A 14,763-nucleotide genomic window follows, 5' to 3' on the forward strand; every position below is an offset into this window, starting at 1 on the left:
TAGAGTTACCTCACTTCATATATGAACATCAATAACACAACGTTGATGCTTGTGTTATTTTTTTACATATGAAGTCGAGAATAGCTTATAATGAGACAATGTTTCATTACGAATACATTTTATATATAATGAATGTTCAAAGGACATACTGGAATTTTTGAACATTTATCTAAAGAGAGAGAAACTTTATACCGTAATATGGGGTCCAAATATACAGAACAGATAAATGAATGGATGGGATTCTACGATGAGCAACATACCGAAAATAGTTATTCTCGGTGCAGGATATGGTGGCATTCTAACTGCACTAAGGTTGCAAAAAGAATTAAATTATAATGAAGCAGACGTCACGCTCGTTAATAAGCATGATTACCATTATTTCACGACGCATCTGCATATGCCAGCAGCTGGTACAGATAAGCCTGAAAATGCGCGAGTAAATATTTCGAAATTAATTGATGAATTTAAAATTGATTTTGTAAAGTCGACAGTGGTGCAAATTCGTCCACAAGACAAAAAAATAATATTGGAGGATGGCACGCTCTCTTATGATTACCTTGTGATCAGCTTAGGCGGAGAGCCTGAAACGTTTGGCATTCCTGGACTTGCTGAGCACTCCATGAACATAAGAAGCATCAATTCCGTGCGCCTTATCCGCGAGCATATTGAGTATCAATTCGCACGCTATAAGCGCGAGCCACATCGCCTGGACTATCTTACGTTTATCGTGGGTGGCGCTGGCTTTACTGGGATTGAATTTGTCGGTGAGCTGTCTGATCGAATTCCAGAGCTGTGCAAGTTCTATGATGTAGATCCTGCTCTTGTAAAAATCTATAATATTGAAGCAGCTCCAACGGCTTTACCAGGCTTCGATCCTGAGCTAGTTGAGTATGCCATGGACGTTCTAACGAAGAAGGGTGTAACCTTCCGTCTAGGAACACCAATAAAGGAATGCACATCGGAAGGTGTCGTTATTGGTGAAGGAGAAGAGATTAAGTCTGCGACAGTTATTTGGACTGGAGGCATTCGTGGTAATCGTCTAATCGAAGAGGCGGGCTTTGATACGATGCGTGGTCGCGTTAAGGTCGATGAATATTTGCGTTGTCCTGGAACTGAGAATATCTATGTGCTCGGTGATAATTCATTAGTATTTAACGAAGAAGGACGTCCGTATCCGCCAACTGCACAAATCGCGATGCAGCAAGGTGTTGCATGCGCTCATAACTTAACTGCTTCGATTCGCAATCAAAGCCTGACGAAGTTTGAATTTAGTAATAAAGGTACGGTCGCATCTCTAGGTAAAGGTGAAGCGATAGGTCTTGCATTCGGCAAAAAGTATACAGGTCGCAAGGCAGCTTGGATTAAAAAGCTTATCGACATCCGCTATCTATTTATTATCGGTGGTATTCCACTCGTGTTGAAAAAGGGTAAATTTTTATAATGAGACATTGCAGCGTACAGGTTAGAGGATTGCTGACGCGAGATGAGCTTGATCGATATAATGCATTGATGGAAGTAGGCTCATACTTGGAATCGCAGAAGAGATATGATCTATCTGCTACTGTGCAGAAGGAAGTAGATATTCTTATCTTACCTGCGATTGAACGTCTTAAGGAAAAAAGCCGTGCAAGGGATGCTGCAACGGCAGAATATTTAGAGCAAAAGCGTAAAGCAGAAATCGAAGCTCAGCTTGCTGCATTAGCAGCTGAAGAGGATGAAGATTAACGGATAGCTTAACTGCTAAGAAGTAAATAGGGGTGATCTTTTCGACAATGTCGATAAGATCACCCCTATTCGTGCTGTAGCTTATACAGCTAGAAGCATAGCTTATACGCTAAGCAGCTTTGTCCACTTTTGTTCGTCTAAAGCATTTCCTACATAGAAATCGCCGAACTCGCCATAACGTGCACTCACTTCATCGAAGCGCATCTCGTAGACAAGCTTCTTGAACTGCAACGCATCATCAGCGAACAGTGTTACGCCCCACTCCCAGTTATCAAAACCGACAGAGCCAGTAATGATTTGCTTAACTTTTCCAGCGTAGGAACGCCCGATCATGCCATGACTGCGCATAAGTGCCTTACGATCATCCATGCTAAGCATGTACCAATTATCATTTCCTTCACGACGTTTGTTCATCGGATAGAAGCAAATGTGCTTAGCATTAGGCAGTGCAGGCTTCAGTCTTGCAACCACCTCTGGGTTTTGCATAGGATCCCCACCACTGCCGCCTGCCAAGTAATTGCTCAGCTCAACGACGCTAACGTAGCTGTAAACATTGTATGTATACGAGGCGAAGCTTGTTTTGTTAAATGCAACCTCGAGCTCATTGAGCTCCTCCAGAGATTCGCGCAGATGCATGAATACTAGATCTGCTTTCTGACCTACAATAGAATATACAACGGTGCTGCCTGTGCGAGCCTCGCTTACTGAACCCCATTCCTTTAAGAACTGTTGAAGCTCCTCGGTTGCTTTTTGACGCTCAGCTTCATCAGCCAACCTCCATGCTGTCCAATCAATCGCACGGAAATCATGCAGAGCATACCAGCCTTCTAATGTTTGTGCTGCTTCACTCATTATATTTAAAACTCCTTTCAATAGCAGATGATATAGATATGTAACCATTGTAGCTTAATGAAATGAGGGTAGCAAATGGCGGGAATGTGACAAAAGCGAAGATGTGAATTGACTTTGACTTAGGGATTCATTACACTGAAAAAAGCTAGTTACATAGAGGAAATGGTAGATAGGAGGCTGCAAGCAGTGCTACAAATTATTTTTGCGACGATGCTTTTTATGGTTATTACGTTTGGCATCGGATTTATCGTAAATATGCTAATAAAAACAACTTGGTTTCCGACATATTTCTTTATCGTTTTAATTATCGTATTGGCATTCTGGGCACCTTGGAATGGAAATGATGAAAAGCTTATCGATGTCATTACGCAGTATACATTTATTGACTTTATTCCAGTTATCGGCGCAATCGCTGGAGCAATCATTAGCGGATATGCGATTCAAGCGCTACGCAAGGGCGGTTACAAAATGTTCTAGTATATGGGCGTTGCTTAATACTAATAGACTGATGTACAATAGATTTCTCATAATGGTAGTTCAAAAGCTCGAAGTTGATTACGAAGCGACATGTTCTAGTATGGTCGACTTCGAATATGCCAGTCTACCGAAAACTCCGTTGCTCACGTACCAATTACGTACGCTGCGCTACTCGTTTTCTAGTATCCAGCCATCTTCTCGGTACTGAACTCCGAGCTTTTGATCCTTTATTGAAGTGGTAGTTCAAAAACTCGAAGTTGATTACGAAGCGACATGTTCTAGTATGGTCGACTTCGAATATGCCAGTCTACCGAAAACTCCGTTGCTCACGTACCAATTACGTACGCTGCGCTACTCGTTTTCTAGTATCCAGCCATCTTCTCGGTACTGAACTCCGAGCTTTTGAACCTTTATTGAAGTGGTAGTTCAAAAACTCGAAGTTGATTACGAAGCGACATTTTCTAGTATGGTCGACTTCGAATATGCCAGTCTACCGAAAACTCCGTTGCTCACGTACCAATTACGTACGCTGCGCTACTCGTTATCTAGTATCCAGTCATCTTCTCGGTACTGAACTCCGAGCTTTTGAACCTTTATTGAAGGGGTAGTTCAAAAACTCGAAGTTGATTACGAAGACTCCGTACCGAACTCCGAAACGAATATTGAATGTATACAATATAAAAGAACTTCAGCTACTGGGGTTCTTTTTTATGTTTAACGACACGAAGCATACGAACTCAAGTAGATTTATGTTAAAATAGAAGGAAGATTGTCAAAAGGATGGAGAGTCGATTTAATGCGGATTCAACAGTTATTCGAATATACTGAGCATCATCGTTTTTATTGTGTCCGTGATTTTTCATTAAGTACAGTAGATTATCGAATGCTCGCTTTAATCTATAAGCCGCTCGTTGGTGCATTTGCGATATCACTGTACGAGCAGCTCTGCGCAATGGTGCCTGAAGGCAAGACGGGCTATTCGCCGCTTGAGCCGCATCGACGCTTGCTGCTAGGTCTTGGACTTGCTTTGAATGAGCAAAGCCGGAGCTATTTGCTAGAGCAGCTGTCTCGCCTAGAGGCAATTGGCCTTTTGCAAAGTGCGCGCTTCATTCAAGCGGAGGATGATGATTATATCTATGAATATGAGCTTGCTAGTCCTCTTCCACCAAATGAGTTTTTTCAAAATATACATTTTACGATGCTGCTAAGAGATAAGCTTGGCAAGTATGCGGTTATCGATATACGTGAACAGCTACACGCGCCACTACCAGAGGAGCTTAGTGAGCTGGATCATGAAAAAGAGAATTTATCAGTGCCATTTTACGAGATATTCAAGCTGAACGCTTCTATAGTGGATGACGAGCTTGAGCAAGCGTTAAAGGAAGTAGCTCCAACGCGTGCAAAACCAACGGTACATATGACTGCATCAGCAGGTTATACGTACAGCGAAATTATTATGCGTTTCCCGCGTAACTCGAGTAATCGATATTTTGTTGAGCAGCTGCGAACAAAAACAGAGCAACTCGCGCAAATTAACTATGTTGCTTACAAATACGAGCTATCCCTCATTCAGATCTCGAGATTGCTTGATGAGGATGGAGTATTCGATGTAAGTGGTGAGCTTGATACGGATTATATGCAGCGAATTGCAGTACAGCTGTTTCGTCAGGATAAAAAGCATGATGAGGATCGTGCTCGTCTGTTAGCTCGAACGGAGAAGTTCCAAGAGGATATTCAAGAGGATGCCTCAACTGAGCACGTTGAAGAGCCAGAGCATGATGTGGACGAGCAATATTACTTACCAGTACCAAAGCTGCTTGCAGGCTACTGCGACATTCAACAATACAATGCGCTTATGCGCAATGAGCCGCATATTCAATTTCTTAAGCGATACTTTCCAGGTCAGGTGCCTGATTGGGTCTTAAATGTGTTTGAGCGTATGGATTTGCATTACAAGCTTGTTCCGCCAGTGATTAATGTGTTAATCCATTATGGTATCGGTATGAATGAGACAGGACGCGTAACGAAAGCTTATCTAGACTCTATCGCATCGAACATGCTGATGAAGGGGATAGACAGCTATGAGAAGGCTGTTCAATATGTACGTGATCAGGAACAGCTTGAGCAGCAGATAGAGCGACGTCGAGAGGATGCTAATAGTCCTGCTATTCGACCAGCTGCAAATGCAAGCAATGGCGGTTATGCGCCTCGTAGCAGCAATCGCAATCGTGGCTTTAGACAAAAACCAGTTATTCCAATCATTAATAACGAACAAGTGGCTGCTGCACAGATCTCAGCTGAGGAGCTAGAAGAGCTGCGTCAGCTAGCTAAAAAGTTTGATCAACAGAAATAAAATATTAGAGGTGAACAGGGATGGAATCGTTAGGAAAATTGCTTAAGTCGATGCCTAATGGAGCGCAGATGATGCGCATGGTAGAGCAAAAACAGGCTGAGTTGCTTGATGACCCTCTGATTGTCGCATTGCGTGAGAAGCATCCAGACCTCACCGATGAAGCTATTCGAATGAATTTGAACAGGCTGCACCAATATGTGACCGAATATCGCAGCTGCAGTAATTGTCCTGGGCTAGAACGATGTCCTAACGATTTTGCAGGGCATTATACGATGCTTCAGGTTGAAGAGTTGAACGGACAGACGCAAATTATCGATAAGAAGGTTTCCTGCAAAAAGCTGCGTGCTAAACAGCATGAAAATCAACTTCGCAGCCGCATTCGCAGCTTCTTTATCGATGACAAATTGCTTAAGCGTCAATATTCGGCTGATGATATTATTGCTAGTGATCTAGAGCGTGCTAAGATCGTTGGCGAGTTGTTAAAATACATTGATCGTACCAATGAAGAAGGCTTGTCTGCGAAGGGGCTTTATTTGGCTGGTGATTTTGGAGTAGGTAAGACGTACTTAATGTGCTACGCGCTACAGGAACTCGCTAAGTCAGGTTATTCTGGCGTAATCGTCTATATGCCTGATTTTGTAGAGGACTTGAAGGTGCTCATGCACGAGCCCGCTAAGCTAAAGGAAACGGTAGACTTAATGAAGGAAACAGATCTGCTCGTATTCGATGATATCGGTGCGGAGAATCTTAACCCTTGGGTGCGCGATCATGTGCTCGGGGCAATATTAAACTATCGTATGGATCGCAAGCCGACATTCTATACGTCCAATTATCGACTTGCTGATCTAGAGAGTCATTTTAGCTTTACGAACAAGGATGGGGAAGAGCATCATAAAGGTAGACGTCTTATGAATCGTGTCGCGCCTTATGTGGATGAGCTCGTTGTAACAGGAAAAAACAAACGAGGTCACTTCTAGGCTCCGCTCAAATGTCCCATCGCTCGAATATTCCTACGGAATGAGGGTCGCAGATGGATACATTGAGCTGCGCTGGGGCTTCTCTTTTTTTATGTTTGGCTACGATGAAAAGATTCATCTGCATAGACTAACGCAGCAAAGTTAGAGGGGTTCATCGCTTTGCTCAAATATCTCGTTCGCTCGAACATTCCTACGGAATGAGGGTCGCTCACGAGACATTTGAGCTTCGCTGATGCTTCTCTTTTTTTTATGTTAGGCTACGATGAAAGATTCGATGGCATAATCTAACGTAGCAAAGTTAGAGGGGTTCATCGCTTTGCTCGAATATCTCGTTCGCTCGAACATTCCTACGGAATGAGGGTCGCTCACGAGACATTTGAGCTCCGCTGATGCTTCTCTTTTTTTTATGTTTGGCTACGATGAAAAGATTCGATGGCATAATCTAACGTAGCAAAGTGAGTGTCTCAGCGCTCCGCTCAAATGTCCCATCGCTCGTACATTCCTTTGGAATGAGGGTCGCGGATGGATACATTGAGCTGCGCTGGGGCTTCTTTTTTGCTGTTTGTCAGCGATGAAAAGATTCGTTGGCATAGTCTATCGTAGCAAAGTATGAGTGTCTCAGCGCTCCGCTCAAATGTCCCATCGCTCGAACATTCCTACGGTATGAGGGTCGCAGATGGATACATTGAGCTGCGCTGGGGCTTCTTTTTTGCTGTTTGTCAGCGATGGAAAGATTCATCGGCGTAGACTATCGCAGCAAAGTGAGAGGGGTTCATCGCTTTGCTCAAATATCTCGTTCGCTCGAACATTCCTACGGAATGAGGGTCGCTCACGAGACATTTGGGCTCCGCTGATGCTTCTCTTTTTTTATGTTTGGCTACGATGAAAAGATTCGATGGCATAGTCTAACGTAGCAAAGTAAGTGTCTCAGCGCTCCGCTCAAGTTTCCCATCGCTCGAACATTCCTACGGAATGAGGGTCGCAGATGGAGACATCGAGCTTCGCTGGGGCTTTTTTTATTGAATTTCTTAGAAGGAAGAGGCGCTATCATCTAGATTAGTCGTTGCAGCTTGAGCTCACAGTCCTTTGTATTAGCAGTATAGTATTCCAAATAGTTTACGGAGCCATTGTAGTTCAAGTAAGCCTCATAACGCATGCGAATTGCGGGTAAAGCAATGAAGTCAAGCACCTTATCCTTCGGTACCCACTTACAATCGCTCGTTTCATCAGAAGTTGTTAATTCTCCACTAACAGCTTGGCATACGAAATCGAACATGACCTTAGTCGGTACGTCGGTCACACCGTCATGCCATTTATGTATCGCGGTATTTGATACCACATTAACGAGATGACTAACAGATGCGTCTATGCCACTTTCCTCCTTGATTTCACGCAGTACGCCATCAATAAGGTTCTCACCTATTTCTGTTATCCCTCCAGGATACACCCATCCATCGTCATGTGCTTTTACTAATAGTATATTTCCTTCGCCATCTTCTACAATTCCGCCAGCCGATACAATATGTGTAGGGAAAGCCATATTTCAAAACCTCCAATTATTATGAGTTACATACAGATTCCACATAATACCGTATTTCCCTGCTGTTACATATTTTCTGTTGCAATCGGAATGAGGGTCGAAGATGGGGAGACATTGAGCTATGCAAGGGTTTATACTAGAAAGCAAGCAGCGCATCGTACGCTCTTGGTACGTGAGCACCTACTGTTTTCGAAGAAAACATGCATCGGAAGCAAAAGCTTTTCGGTACCGTTCAAGATTCGCCGTCGAGCCAGCTACGTAAGCCCTAGTTATCGTCATCAAAGACGTACTTTTGAACTACCCATTCCAATAAAGGTTCAAAATCTCGGCTTTCAGGACCAAGAAGCTTGGGCGATACTAGAAAACGAGTAGCGCAGCGTACGTCACCTGGTACGAGAGCAACGTAGTTTTCGGTTGATCCCCATATTCGCCGCCGAATGAGATCCGTCAGCTTACACGTCGTCATCAAAGACGTACTTTTGAACTACCCATTCCAATAAAGGTTCAAAATCTCGGCTTTCAGGACCAAGAAGATGGGGCGAAACTAGAAAACGAGTAGCGCAGCGTACGTCACCTGGTACGAGAGCAACGTAGTTTTCGGTTGATCCCCATATTCGCCGCCGAATGAGCGCCGTAAGCCAAATCATCGTCATCAAAGTCGAGTATTTTGAACTACATCTCTAGAAGAATCTGGACTTTAGTCTAGTATTCTCCCTCCCCCTCCGCACGATGTGCAGCGTTTTTTGCTATGTTACACTTCATATTGTTAGTACATAAAAGGTTGATCGGGCATTTAGCTCAAATATCGAAAGGGTGGAACGTATGTTAAGAAAAGCAATTGTAGGACCTGTCCTATTGCTTCTAGGGGTATACTTTTTGTTAAATCCAGCTGGAGAAATGAGTACAGGCTACATATTTGCTCATTTTTGGCCAACGATGTTTGTAATACCGCTTGGTTTGTTTTTTCATTGGCTGTACTTCGGAGTACTTAATAAAAAAGGAATAGGTCTGCTTATTCCGGGGGGAACCTTGCTCGTAGCAGGAATTGTCTGCCAGATATCGATGCTGCTGGATAACTGGGGAAATATGTGGCCTGGTTTTATATTGGCAGCTGCAGCAGGGCTGTTTGAATTTTACTGGTTTGGCACTCGTAATAAATGGCTGTTAATACCAATCTGTGTGTTAACGATCTTGTCACTGCTATTCTTTGCCGTATTTGCGTTAGGCAGCTTGATGAATGAACAACTCTTCGGTCAACCGATTCTAGCCATTGTGCTTGTGCTTGCAGGTCTGTTCTTTATGGCTAACAAAAATAAATCTACATAGTACCACTCAAAATTTTATACGAGCAACAAATGAGGAAAGGGGCTATCATAAAATAGCCCCTTCAATTTATAGCGCAACTACTCTGATAAATTAATAGCATCATTTGTCACTCTGTAAACTACGTAATGACGACTCCACATTTGTTTTACAGTAATGATCGTTTCTTGACCGTTCTTTTCAAAAAAATAACCGGCGCCTTCCTGATCTATGAAATTCCATCCTTCGTTCATCATTTTTTTGATAAGCCTTTCGTTTTGAGCATTGGCTTTCGTCAAATAGTCGCCTTCCTTTTCCATTTTGAGAATTTGATTTGAGTTTTTATTGAGTTCAGTGATCAGCTTAATATTGTGATATCCGATGTTATTGATGAAAATTGCTGCAGCAATTATACTAACCAGAAAGAATGCAATAACGCTTGCTATAACGATTTTCCAAGTTTTTTTCATATAAGAAGCTCCCTTGAGAAATACTATTTTAATAGATATTTATAGTAGGCTGGGAATTCTCTTATAATTGAGTAAAGATCTCTAAACTCAAAGATGTCGGCATGAGCGGAGTAGATTTCCTCAATTCCCATTTTACTAAACGCTGATTTTGTCCTAGATATATGAAAATACTGCGTAATAATCATTACCGAGTCCAATTGTTGCTCATTCATAATATGGCTAGTATTTTGAGCCGTCATATATGAGTTGTACCCGTTATTATCCTCTATTATTTTATCTTCCGTTATCCCTTTTTCTATTAAGTAATCCTTCATAACTTTAGCCTCATCAAAGCCTTCTTTGCCAATACCGCCACTTACAACGATATAGGTGAAGTAGCCTTCTCTGTATAGCTCGGCTGATTTGTCTAGCCTTGCTTGTAACCGATTAGAGGGTCGTCCAGTAGTCTCAACTTTATTACCTAATACAACGGCTACATCAACAGGCATCAATTCATCATTCAGCCCGTCCATTACAATGACTATCGTGTGAATGATAAACCAAAGCAATAGAGCTGCTGCGGCTGCTAAGAAAAAACGTTTAATAAAATGAACAGTGTTCAACTCCACACCTTCGATCATTATTTTTTGGCATAACGCATTGGATGTTTATGCCTCTTCTTGCTACCTAGTTAACGAAGCTAAGCAACGTAATGTTGCAATTGCAAATCCAATAGTAAAGCAGATTACTTGAATCAGCTAGTGAGTAATAGGTGAAGCATTATAATGTGGGAGCCAGCAATAGACTTAAAGCTACATGAAGTGTAATAAGTCATTTATAAGTAAATCTAATCATTCGCATAAAAAAAAACTATTGACAACGCATGGCAGTAATTGTTAATATCACGACATAACCAACTAAACAGATAGGAATAATAATTAATGACCGGACCACCGGAATGAACGTTAGCCTATCCCGAATAATAAGGGGGAAGTGTCTATGTATATCCGGTCTATTCGTCAATTTTTATTATTGTTCTCAGCAGTAATTCTTATGGTGGGTCTGCTTGCTGCTTGCGGTCAAGGAAACGGCAACAACAGCAATGAATCGAGCTCATCGAATAAGGTTAATAGCAATGGGAAAGAGGAGTCAAATAGCAAAGAGTCTAACGAGCAAGCTAAAGCGAAGGACGCTGTGAAATTATTAAATGTATCCTATGATCCAACGAGGGAGCTATATGTTGAATTCAACGAAGCCTTTGCCAAGCATTGGAAAGAAACGGCCAATCAAGAAGTAACGATCGAGCAGTCTCACGGTGGATCGGGTAAGCAAGGTCGTGCTGTTATCGATGGTCTGGAAGCAGATGTTGTTACGCTGGCACTTGGCTACGATATTGATGCAATTGTAGATGCAGGGCTTATCGAGCCTGACTGGCAATCGCAATATGAGCTGAACAGCTCGCCTTACACCTCAACAATTGTGTTTCTTGTTAGAAAAGGAAATCCAAAAAATATAATCGATTGGGATGACCTGATTAAGGAAGATGTAGAAGTTATTACGCCAAATCCAAAAACGTCAGGTGGAGCAAGATGGAATTACCTTGCCGCATGGGGCTATGCATTAAAGCAAAACAACAACGATGAAGAGGCTGCGAAGCAATATGTCGCTGAGCTGTTCAAGCATGTTCCAGTTCTAGATACAGGGGCGCGCGGCTCTACGACAACGTTTGTCGAGCGAGAGATAGGAGATGTACTGCTAGCATGGGAGAACGAAGCGTACTTATCGATTAACGAGCTAGGTCCTGATAAATTCGACATTGTCTACCCGTCATTAAGCATATTAGCTGAGCCGCCTGTAGCGATCGTAGATAAGGTTGTTGATAAACGCGGAACAAGAGAGGTTGCAGAGGCTTATTTGCAGTTTCTATACACAGATGAAGGTCAGAAGATAGCCGGGAAAAATTATTATCGACCAACGAACCAAGCGATAGCAGAGCAATTCAACGATCAATTTCCAAAGCTTGAGCTGCTGCAAATCGATGAGGACTTTGGTGGCTGGAAAGCAGCACAGGAAAAGCACTTTGCAGAGGGTGGATTATTCGATCAAATCTACACACCTGGGAGCTAATTCATCGATTCTTCAGTACAATTTAAAGGAGAAAGATTGCCATGTCAAAACGTTCCATCATTCCAGGCTTTCGACTCAGCATCGGTATATCTGTGTTTTATTTAAGCATACTCGTACTCATTCCGCTTTCGATCATCTTTATCAAATCATTTGAGCTTAGCCTAGCGCAATTTTGGGATACGATCGTTAATCCACGGGTACTTGCTTCCTATCGCATCAGCTTTGTTACAGCATTTTGCGCAGCCATAATCAACACCGTTTTTGGGCTAATTGTAGCTTGGGTGCTCGTACGCTATCAATTTCCAGGTAAGAAGATAATTGATGCGCTTGTCGATATTCCATTTGCACTGCCTACTGCTGTTGCTGGTATTGCGTTAACTGCACTATATGCGAAAAATGGCTGGATTGGCTCGTTGCTAGAGCCTCTTGGCATTAAGGTTGCCTATTCACCGCTTGGCATCATTGTTGCCCTGACTTTTATCGGTATCCCTTTCGTAGTAAGGACGGTACAGCCTGTAATTGAGGACTTAGAGAAGGAGATGGAGGAAGCAGCCGTCATGCTTGGCGCATACCGTCTTAGAACACTCCTTCGAGTGGTACTGCCAACGCTGTATCCCGCGCTGCTTACAGGCTTTACGTTAGCCTTTGCCCGTGGAATAGGCGAATACGGATCTGTCGTTTTCATTAGCGGTAATATGCCGCTTGTTACAGAAATATCACCGCTTTTAATTATGACGAAGCTGGAGCAGTATGATTATGCAGGCGCAACGGCCATTGCAGCGGTGATGCTTATTGTATCCTTCCTACTTCTATTGCTCATTAATTTGCTGCAGTGGTCGATGAATCGCCGCTTGACGGCTAATTCTTAGGGAGGGGAGCATATGGCTGGAGTCGTTAGATATCATGCTACCACGAAGAAGCAGACCCGAGAAAAGCATATCGATGAATCGCTCATCGTACGGTGGACGCTGATCTCTATAGCAGTTCTGTTTATTGCAATTATGATCATATTACCGTTGGCGGTCGTTATGACAGAAGCGTTAAAGAAGGGAGCATCCGTTTATTTTGCGGCAATTGCTCATGAGGATGCGATGTCTGCGCTGAGGCTCACATTAATCACTGCCTTTATCGCCGTACCGCTTAATACCGTATTTGGCGTACTCGTTGCTTGGGCGATTTCAAAGTTTAAGTTTCGCGGAAAACAGCTGCTGCTAACGCTTATTGATTTGCCTTTTGCAGTATCACCTGTTATCGCTGGCCTAGTGTTTGTGCTCATGTTTGGCGCGCAGAGCTACCTCGGTCCTTGGCTTTCCGAGCACAACATTAAAATAATATTTGCAGTGCCTGGTATTATCATTGCGACGTTGTTTATTACTGTTCCATTTGTAGCCAGAGAAATTATTCCGCTTATGCAACAGCAAGGAATTACCGAGGAAGAGGCGGCTGTAAGCTTAGGCGCAAAGGGCTTTCAGGTGTTCTGGCGGGTAACCCTTCCCAATATTAAGTGGGGCCTGTTATATGGAATTATTCTGTGTAATGCCCGCGCAATGGGCGAGTTTGGGGCTGTATCTGTCGTCTCGGGTCACATACGTGGACGCACCAATACACTGCCGCTGCACATAGAGATTTTATACAATGAGTATCAATTCTCAGCGGCATTTGCGATTGCTTCCTTGCTTATGGTGCTGGCTATTGTGACGTTGATTGTTAAAGCGATTGTGGAGTGGAGAGAGGAAGTTCAAAACATTCACCTTTGATCACGAAGTATTCTGCTGTAGATTATTCGACATCGAATCTTGAATTCAGCCGAGCTTTCCGATGCTCACGTACCAATTGCGTACGCTGCGCTTCTCAATCTCTAGCTTCTTTCAACCTTCTCGGTGCTGAAAGGTGAACATTTTGAACACATATTAGAAGAGGAAGTTCAAAAAGTACACCTTTGATCACGAAGTAACTCGCTGTAGCTTATTCGACATCGAATCTTGAATTCAGCCGGGCCTTCCGGTGCTCACGTACCAATAACGTACGCTGCGCTCCTCAGTCCTTAGCTTCTTTCAACCTTCTCGGTGCTGAAAGGTGAACATTTTGAACACATATTGGAAGAGGAAGTTCAAAACATTCACCTTTGATCACGAAGTATTCTGCTGTAGCTTATTCGACATCGAATCTTGAATTCAGCCGAGCTTTCCGATGCTCACGTACCAATTGCGTACGCTGTGCTTCTCAATCTCTAGCTTCTTTCAACCTTCTCGGTGCTGAAAGGTGAACATTTTGAACACATATTGGAAGAGGAAGTTCAAAAAGTACACCTTTGATCACGAAGTAACTCGCTGTAGCGTATTCGACATCGAATCTTTGATTCAGCGGGGCAATCAGGTGCTGGAAGCTGTACGTTTAACTGCATAATGTATATTTAAGGAGGTATATAAAATGACACAAGAAATGGATAATATTTGGCAGCAGCGCATAACGGAGCAGCTTGCAGGTATGCAATACGGTCAGGTCATTGTAACGGTGCATGATGGTCAAATCGTGCAAATAGATCGCATGGAGCGCACCCGATATCCATTAGCCTCCGCCAAGGAAAGTGAAGGGCCACTATCAGCTTCTAAAAAGAAAACAGCCCGTCCTAGACTTGCCTCAAGCTAGCTCACATGGATAACGATGAAAAAGCCCGCAACCATTCTCATTAAGAGAAAAGGTTGCGGGCTTTCATGTTGATGCCGCCGCATTACATCATTGCTTTCGCAATAACAGCAGCAGCGAACACAACGGTCATAAAGCCAAGCATTACAGCAAAGCCTACAATAACGTCTTTAAGATCGTCACGTGGTTCTTCGTTGATATGTTGACGTGGATCGCGTACATTTTCCATCCTGCAGTCCTCCTTGACAGACCAATTGCTTTTCCTAGTATACCCAATAATTTGCTGTATTGTAAAGCTGCAAGTCAATTATAGAT

17 protein-coding genes are annotated in these 14,763 nt (G+C 43.0%); 10 read left to right on the top strand and 7 right to left on the bottom strand.

Annotated features, from left to right (window positions below):
• Nucleotides 1-247: 247 nt before the first annotated feature.
• Together NSQ99_RS22500 and NSQ99_RS22505 are read left to right on the top strand one after the other, a co-directional pair.
• Nucleotides 248-1,441 carry an NAD(P)/FAD-dependent oxidoreductase gene (locus tag NSQ99_RS22500; RefSeq protein ID WP_340839171.1) on the top strand — a complete coding sequence of 398 codons (1,194 nt, stop codon included), beginning with the start codon at nucleotides 248-250 and terminating at the stop codon, nucleotides 1,439-1,441.
• A complete protein-coding gene (locus NSQ99_RS22505) occupies nucleotides 1,441-1,725 on the top strand; it encodes a hypothetical protein (protein ID WP_251668479.1) in 285 nt (94 codons plus the stop codon). The genes NSQ99_RS22500 and NSQ99_RS22505 overlap by 1 nt, the downstream gene beginning before the upstream one ends.
• A gap of 102 nt (nucleotides 1,726-1,827) precedes the next feature.
• Here NSQ99_RS22505 and hemQ read toward each other — a convergent pair whose 3' ends face one another.
• Nucleotides 1,828-2,577, bottom strand: coding sequence for a hydrogen peroxide-dependent heme synthase (hemQ, locus tag NSQ99_RS22510; RefSeq protein WP_251668480.1), 750 nt, complete (start codon nucleotides 2,575-2,577; stop codon nucleotides 1,828-1,830).
• Between the two features lie 186 nt (nucleotides 2,578-2,763).
• On the opposite strand from hemQ, the gene NSQ99_RS22515 reads away from it, so the two are divergent.
• The 3 genes from NSQ99_RS22515 to dnaI all read left to right on the top strand — a co-directional run bounded on the left by NSQ99_RS22515 (nucleotide 2,764) and on the right by dnaI (nucleotide 6,384).
• The gene (locus tag NSQ99_RS22515) at nucleotides 2,764-3,054 is read left to right on the top strand and encodes a YuiB family protein (protein ID WP_251668482.1); all 291 of its coding nucleotides are present in this window, start codon (nucleotides 2,764-2,766) and stop codon (nucleotides 3,052-3,054) included.
• Nucleotides 3,055-3,850: 796 nt separating this feature from the next.
• Entirely contained in the window at nucleotides 3,851-5,407 is a 1,557-nt protein-coding gene (locus NSQ99_RS22520; RefSeq protein WP_340839172.1) for a DnaD domain protein, read from the top strand.
• Nucleotides 5,408-5,427: 20 nt separating this feature from the next.
• The gene (dnaI, locus tag NSQ99_RS22525; protein WP_251668500.1) at nucleotides 5,428-6,384 is read left to right on the top strand and encodes a primosomal protein DnaI; all 957 of its coding nucleotides are present in this window, start codon (nucleotides 5,428-5,430) and stop codon (nucleotides 6,382-6,384) included.
• A gap of 1,051 nt (nucleotides 6,385-7,435) precedes the next feature.
• On the opposite strand, the gene NSQ99_RS22530 is transcribed toward dnaI, so the two are convergent.
• The 3 genes from NSQ99_RS22530 to NSQ99_RS22540 all read right to left on the bottom strand — a co-directional run bounded on the left by NSQ99_RS22530 (nucleotide 7,436) and on the right by NSQ99_RS22540 (nucleotide 8,577).
• Nucleotides 7,436-7,924 carry an NUDIX hydrolase gene (locus tag NSQ99_RS22530; protein ID WP_340839173.1) on the bottom strand — a complete coding sequence of 163 codons (489 nt, stop codon included), beginning with the start codon at nucleotides 7,922-7,924 and terminating at the stop codon, nucleotides 7,436-7,438.
• Between the two features lie 265 nt (nucleotides 7,925-8,189).
• Complete coding sequence (locus NSQ99_RS22535) at nucleotides 8,190-8,390, bottom strand: hypothetical protein (protein WP_340839174.1); 201 nt, start codon at nucleotides 8,388-8,390, stop codon at nucleotides 8,190-8,192.
• Nucleotides 8,377-8,577, bottom strand: coding sequence for a hypothetical protein (locus NSQ99_RS22540; protein WP_340839175.1), 201 nt, complete (start codon nucleotides 8,575-8,577; stop codon nucleotides 8,377-8,379). Before NSQ99_RS22540 ends, NSQ99_RS22535 begins: the two co-directional genes overlap by 14 nt.
• 169 nt (nucleotides 8,578-8,746) lie before the next feature.
• On the opposite strand from NSQ99_RS22540, the gene NSQ99_RS22545 reads away from it, so the two are divergent.
• A complete protein-coding gene (locus tag NSQ99_RS22545) occupies nucleotides 8,747-9,250 on the top strand; it encodes a hypothetical protein (protein WP_340839176.1) in 504 nt (167 codons plus the stop codon).
• A 77-nt stretch (nucleotides 9,251-9,327) separates the two neighbouring features.
• On the opposite strand, the gene NSQ99_RS22550 is transcribed toward NSQ99_RS22545, so the two are convergent.
• Together NSQ99_RS22550 and NSQ99_RS22555 are read right to left on the bottom strand one after the other, a co-directional pair.
• The gene (locus NSQ99_RS22550; protein WP_340839177.1) at nucleotides 9,328-9,696 is read right to left on the bottom strand and encodes a hypothetical protein; all 369 of its coding nucleotides are present in this window, start codon (nucleotides 9,694-9,696) and stop codon (nucleotides 9,328-9,330) included.
• 23 nt (nucleotides 9,697-9,719) lie between these two features.
• Nucleotides 9,720-10,316 carry a YdcF family protein gene (locus tag NSQ99_RS22555; protein WP_340839178.1) on the bottom strand — a complete coding sequence of 199 codons (597 nt, stop codon included), beginning with the start codon at nucleotides 10,314-10,316 and terminating at the stop codon, nucleotides 9,720-9,722.
• Between the two features lie 358 nt (nucleotides 10,317-10,674).
• Here NSQ99_RS22555 and NSQ99_RS22560 point away from each other — a divergent pair, with 358 nt between their 5' ends.
• The 4 genes from NSQ99_RS22560 (at nucleotide 10,675) to NSQ99_RS22575 (ending at nucleotide 14,451) form a co-directional block, all read left to right on the top strand.
• Complete coding sequence (locus NSQ99_RS22560) at nucleotides 10,675-11,802, top strand: sulfate ABC transporter substrate-binding protein (RefSeq protein WP_340839179.1); 1,128 nt, start codon at nucleotides 10,675-10,677, stop codon at nucleotides 11,800-11,802.
• Between the two features lie 41 nt (nucleotides 11,803-11,843).
• Entirely contained in the window at nucleotides 11,844-12,671 is an 828-nt protein-coding gene (gene cysT / locus NSQ99_RS22565; protein ID WP_340839180.1) for a sulfate ABC transporter permease subunit CysT, read from the top strand.
• A gap of 12 nt (nucleotides 12,672-12,683) precedes the next feature.
• Complete coding sequence (cysW, locus tag NSQ99_RS22570; protein ID WP_340839181.1) at nucleotides 12,684-13,559, top strand: sulfate ABC transporter permease subunit CysW; 876 nt, start codon at nucleotides 12,684-12,686, stop codon at nucleotides 13,557-13,559.
• Between the two features lie 673 nt (nucleotides 13,560-14,232).
• Entirely contained in the window at nucleotides 14,233-14,451 is a 219-nt protein-coding gene (locus tag NSQ99_RS22575; RefSeq protein ID WP_340839182.1) for a YezD family protein, read from the top strand.
• 82 nt (nucleotides 14,452-14,533) lie between these two features.
• On the opposite strand, the gene NSQ99_RS22580 is transcribed toward NSQ99_RS22575, so the two are convergent.
• A complete protein-coding gene (locus NSQ99_RS22580; protein WP_251668513.1) occupies nucleotides 14,534-14,677 on the bottom strand; it encodes a YqzM family protein in 144 nt (47 codons plus the stop codon).
• Between the last annotated feature and the right edge of the window lie 86 nt (nucleotides 14,678-14,763).

It is taken from the genome of Paenibacillus sp. FSL W7-1287, assembly GCF_038004245.1.
Classification (GTDB): domain Bacteria; phylum Bacillota; class Bacilli; order Paenibacillales; family Paenibacillaceae; genus Pristimantibacillus; species Pristimantibacillus camelliae.

Bases quoted from the DNA above. Each gene is read 5' to 3' on its own strand.
- NSQ99_RS22575 (WP_340839182.1), top strand. From the start codon at position 14,233: ATGACACAAGAAATGGATAATATTTGGCAGCAGCGCATAACGGAGCAG.
- dnaI (WP_251668500.1), top strand. From the start codon at position 5,428: ATGGAATCGTTAGGAAAATTGCTTAAGTCGATGCCTAATGGAGCGCAG.
- NSQ99_RS22545 (WP_340839176.1), top strand. From the start codon at position 8,747: ATGTTAAGAAAAGCAATTGTAGGACCTGTCCTATTGCTTCTAGGGGTA.
- NSQ99_RS22560 (WP_340839179.1), top strand. From the start codon at position 10,675: ATGTATATCCGGTCTATTCGTCAATTTTTATTATTGTTCTCAGCAGTA.
- NSQ99_RS22520 (WP_340839172.1), top strand. From the start codon at position 3,851: ATGCGGATTCAACAGTTATTCGAATATACTGAGCATCATCGTTTTTAT.
- NSQ99_RS22500 (WP_340839171.1), top strand. From the start codon at position 248: ATGAGCAACATACCGAAAATAGTTATTCTCGGTGCAGGATATGGTGGC.
- NSQ99_RS22505 (WP_251668479.1), top strand. From the start codon at position 1,441: ATGAGACATTGCAGCGTACAGGTTAGAGGATTGCTGACGCGAGATGAG.
- cysT (WP_340839180.1), top strand. From the start codon at position 11,844: ATGTCAAAACGTTCCATCATTCCAGGCTTTCGACTCAGCATCGGTATA.
- NSQ99_RS22535 (WP_340839174.1), bottom strand. From the start codon at position 8,390: ATGACGACGTGTAAGCTGACGGATCTCATTCGGCGGCGAATATGGGGA.
- NSQ99_RS22550 (WP_340839177.1), bottom strand. From the start codon at position 9,696: ATGAAAAAAACTTGGAAAATCGTTATAGCAAGCGTTATTGCATTCTTT.
- NSQ99_RS22540 (WP_340839175.1), bottom strand. From the start codon at position 8,577: ATGACGATGATTTGGCTTACGGCGCTCATTCGGCGGCGAATATGGGGA.
- NSQ99_RS22530 (WP_340839173.1), bottom strand. From the start codon at position 7,924: ATGGCTTTCCCTACACATATTGTATCGGCTGGCGGAATTGTAGAAGAT.
- NSQ99_RS22580 (WP_251668513.1), bottom strand. From the start codon at position 14,677: ATGGAAAATGTACGCGATCCACGTCAACATATCAACGAAGAACCACGT.
- cysW (WP_340839181.1), top strand. From the start codon at position 12,684: ATGGCTGGAGTCGTTAGATATCATGCTACCACGAAGAAGCAGACCCGA.
- NSQ99_RS22555 (WP_340839178.1), bottom strand. From the start codon at position 10,316: ATGATCGAAGGTGTGGAGTTGAACACTGTTCATTTTATTAAACGTTTT.
- hemQ (WP_251668480.1), bottom strand. From the start codon at position 2,577: ATGAGTGAAGCAGCACAAACATTAGAAGGCTGGTATGCTCTGCATGAT.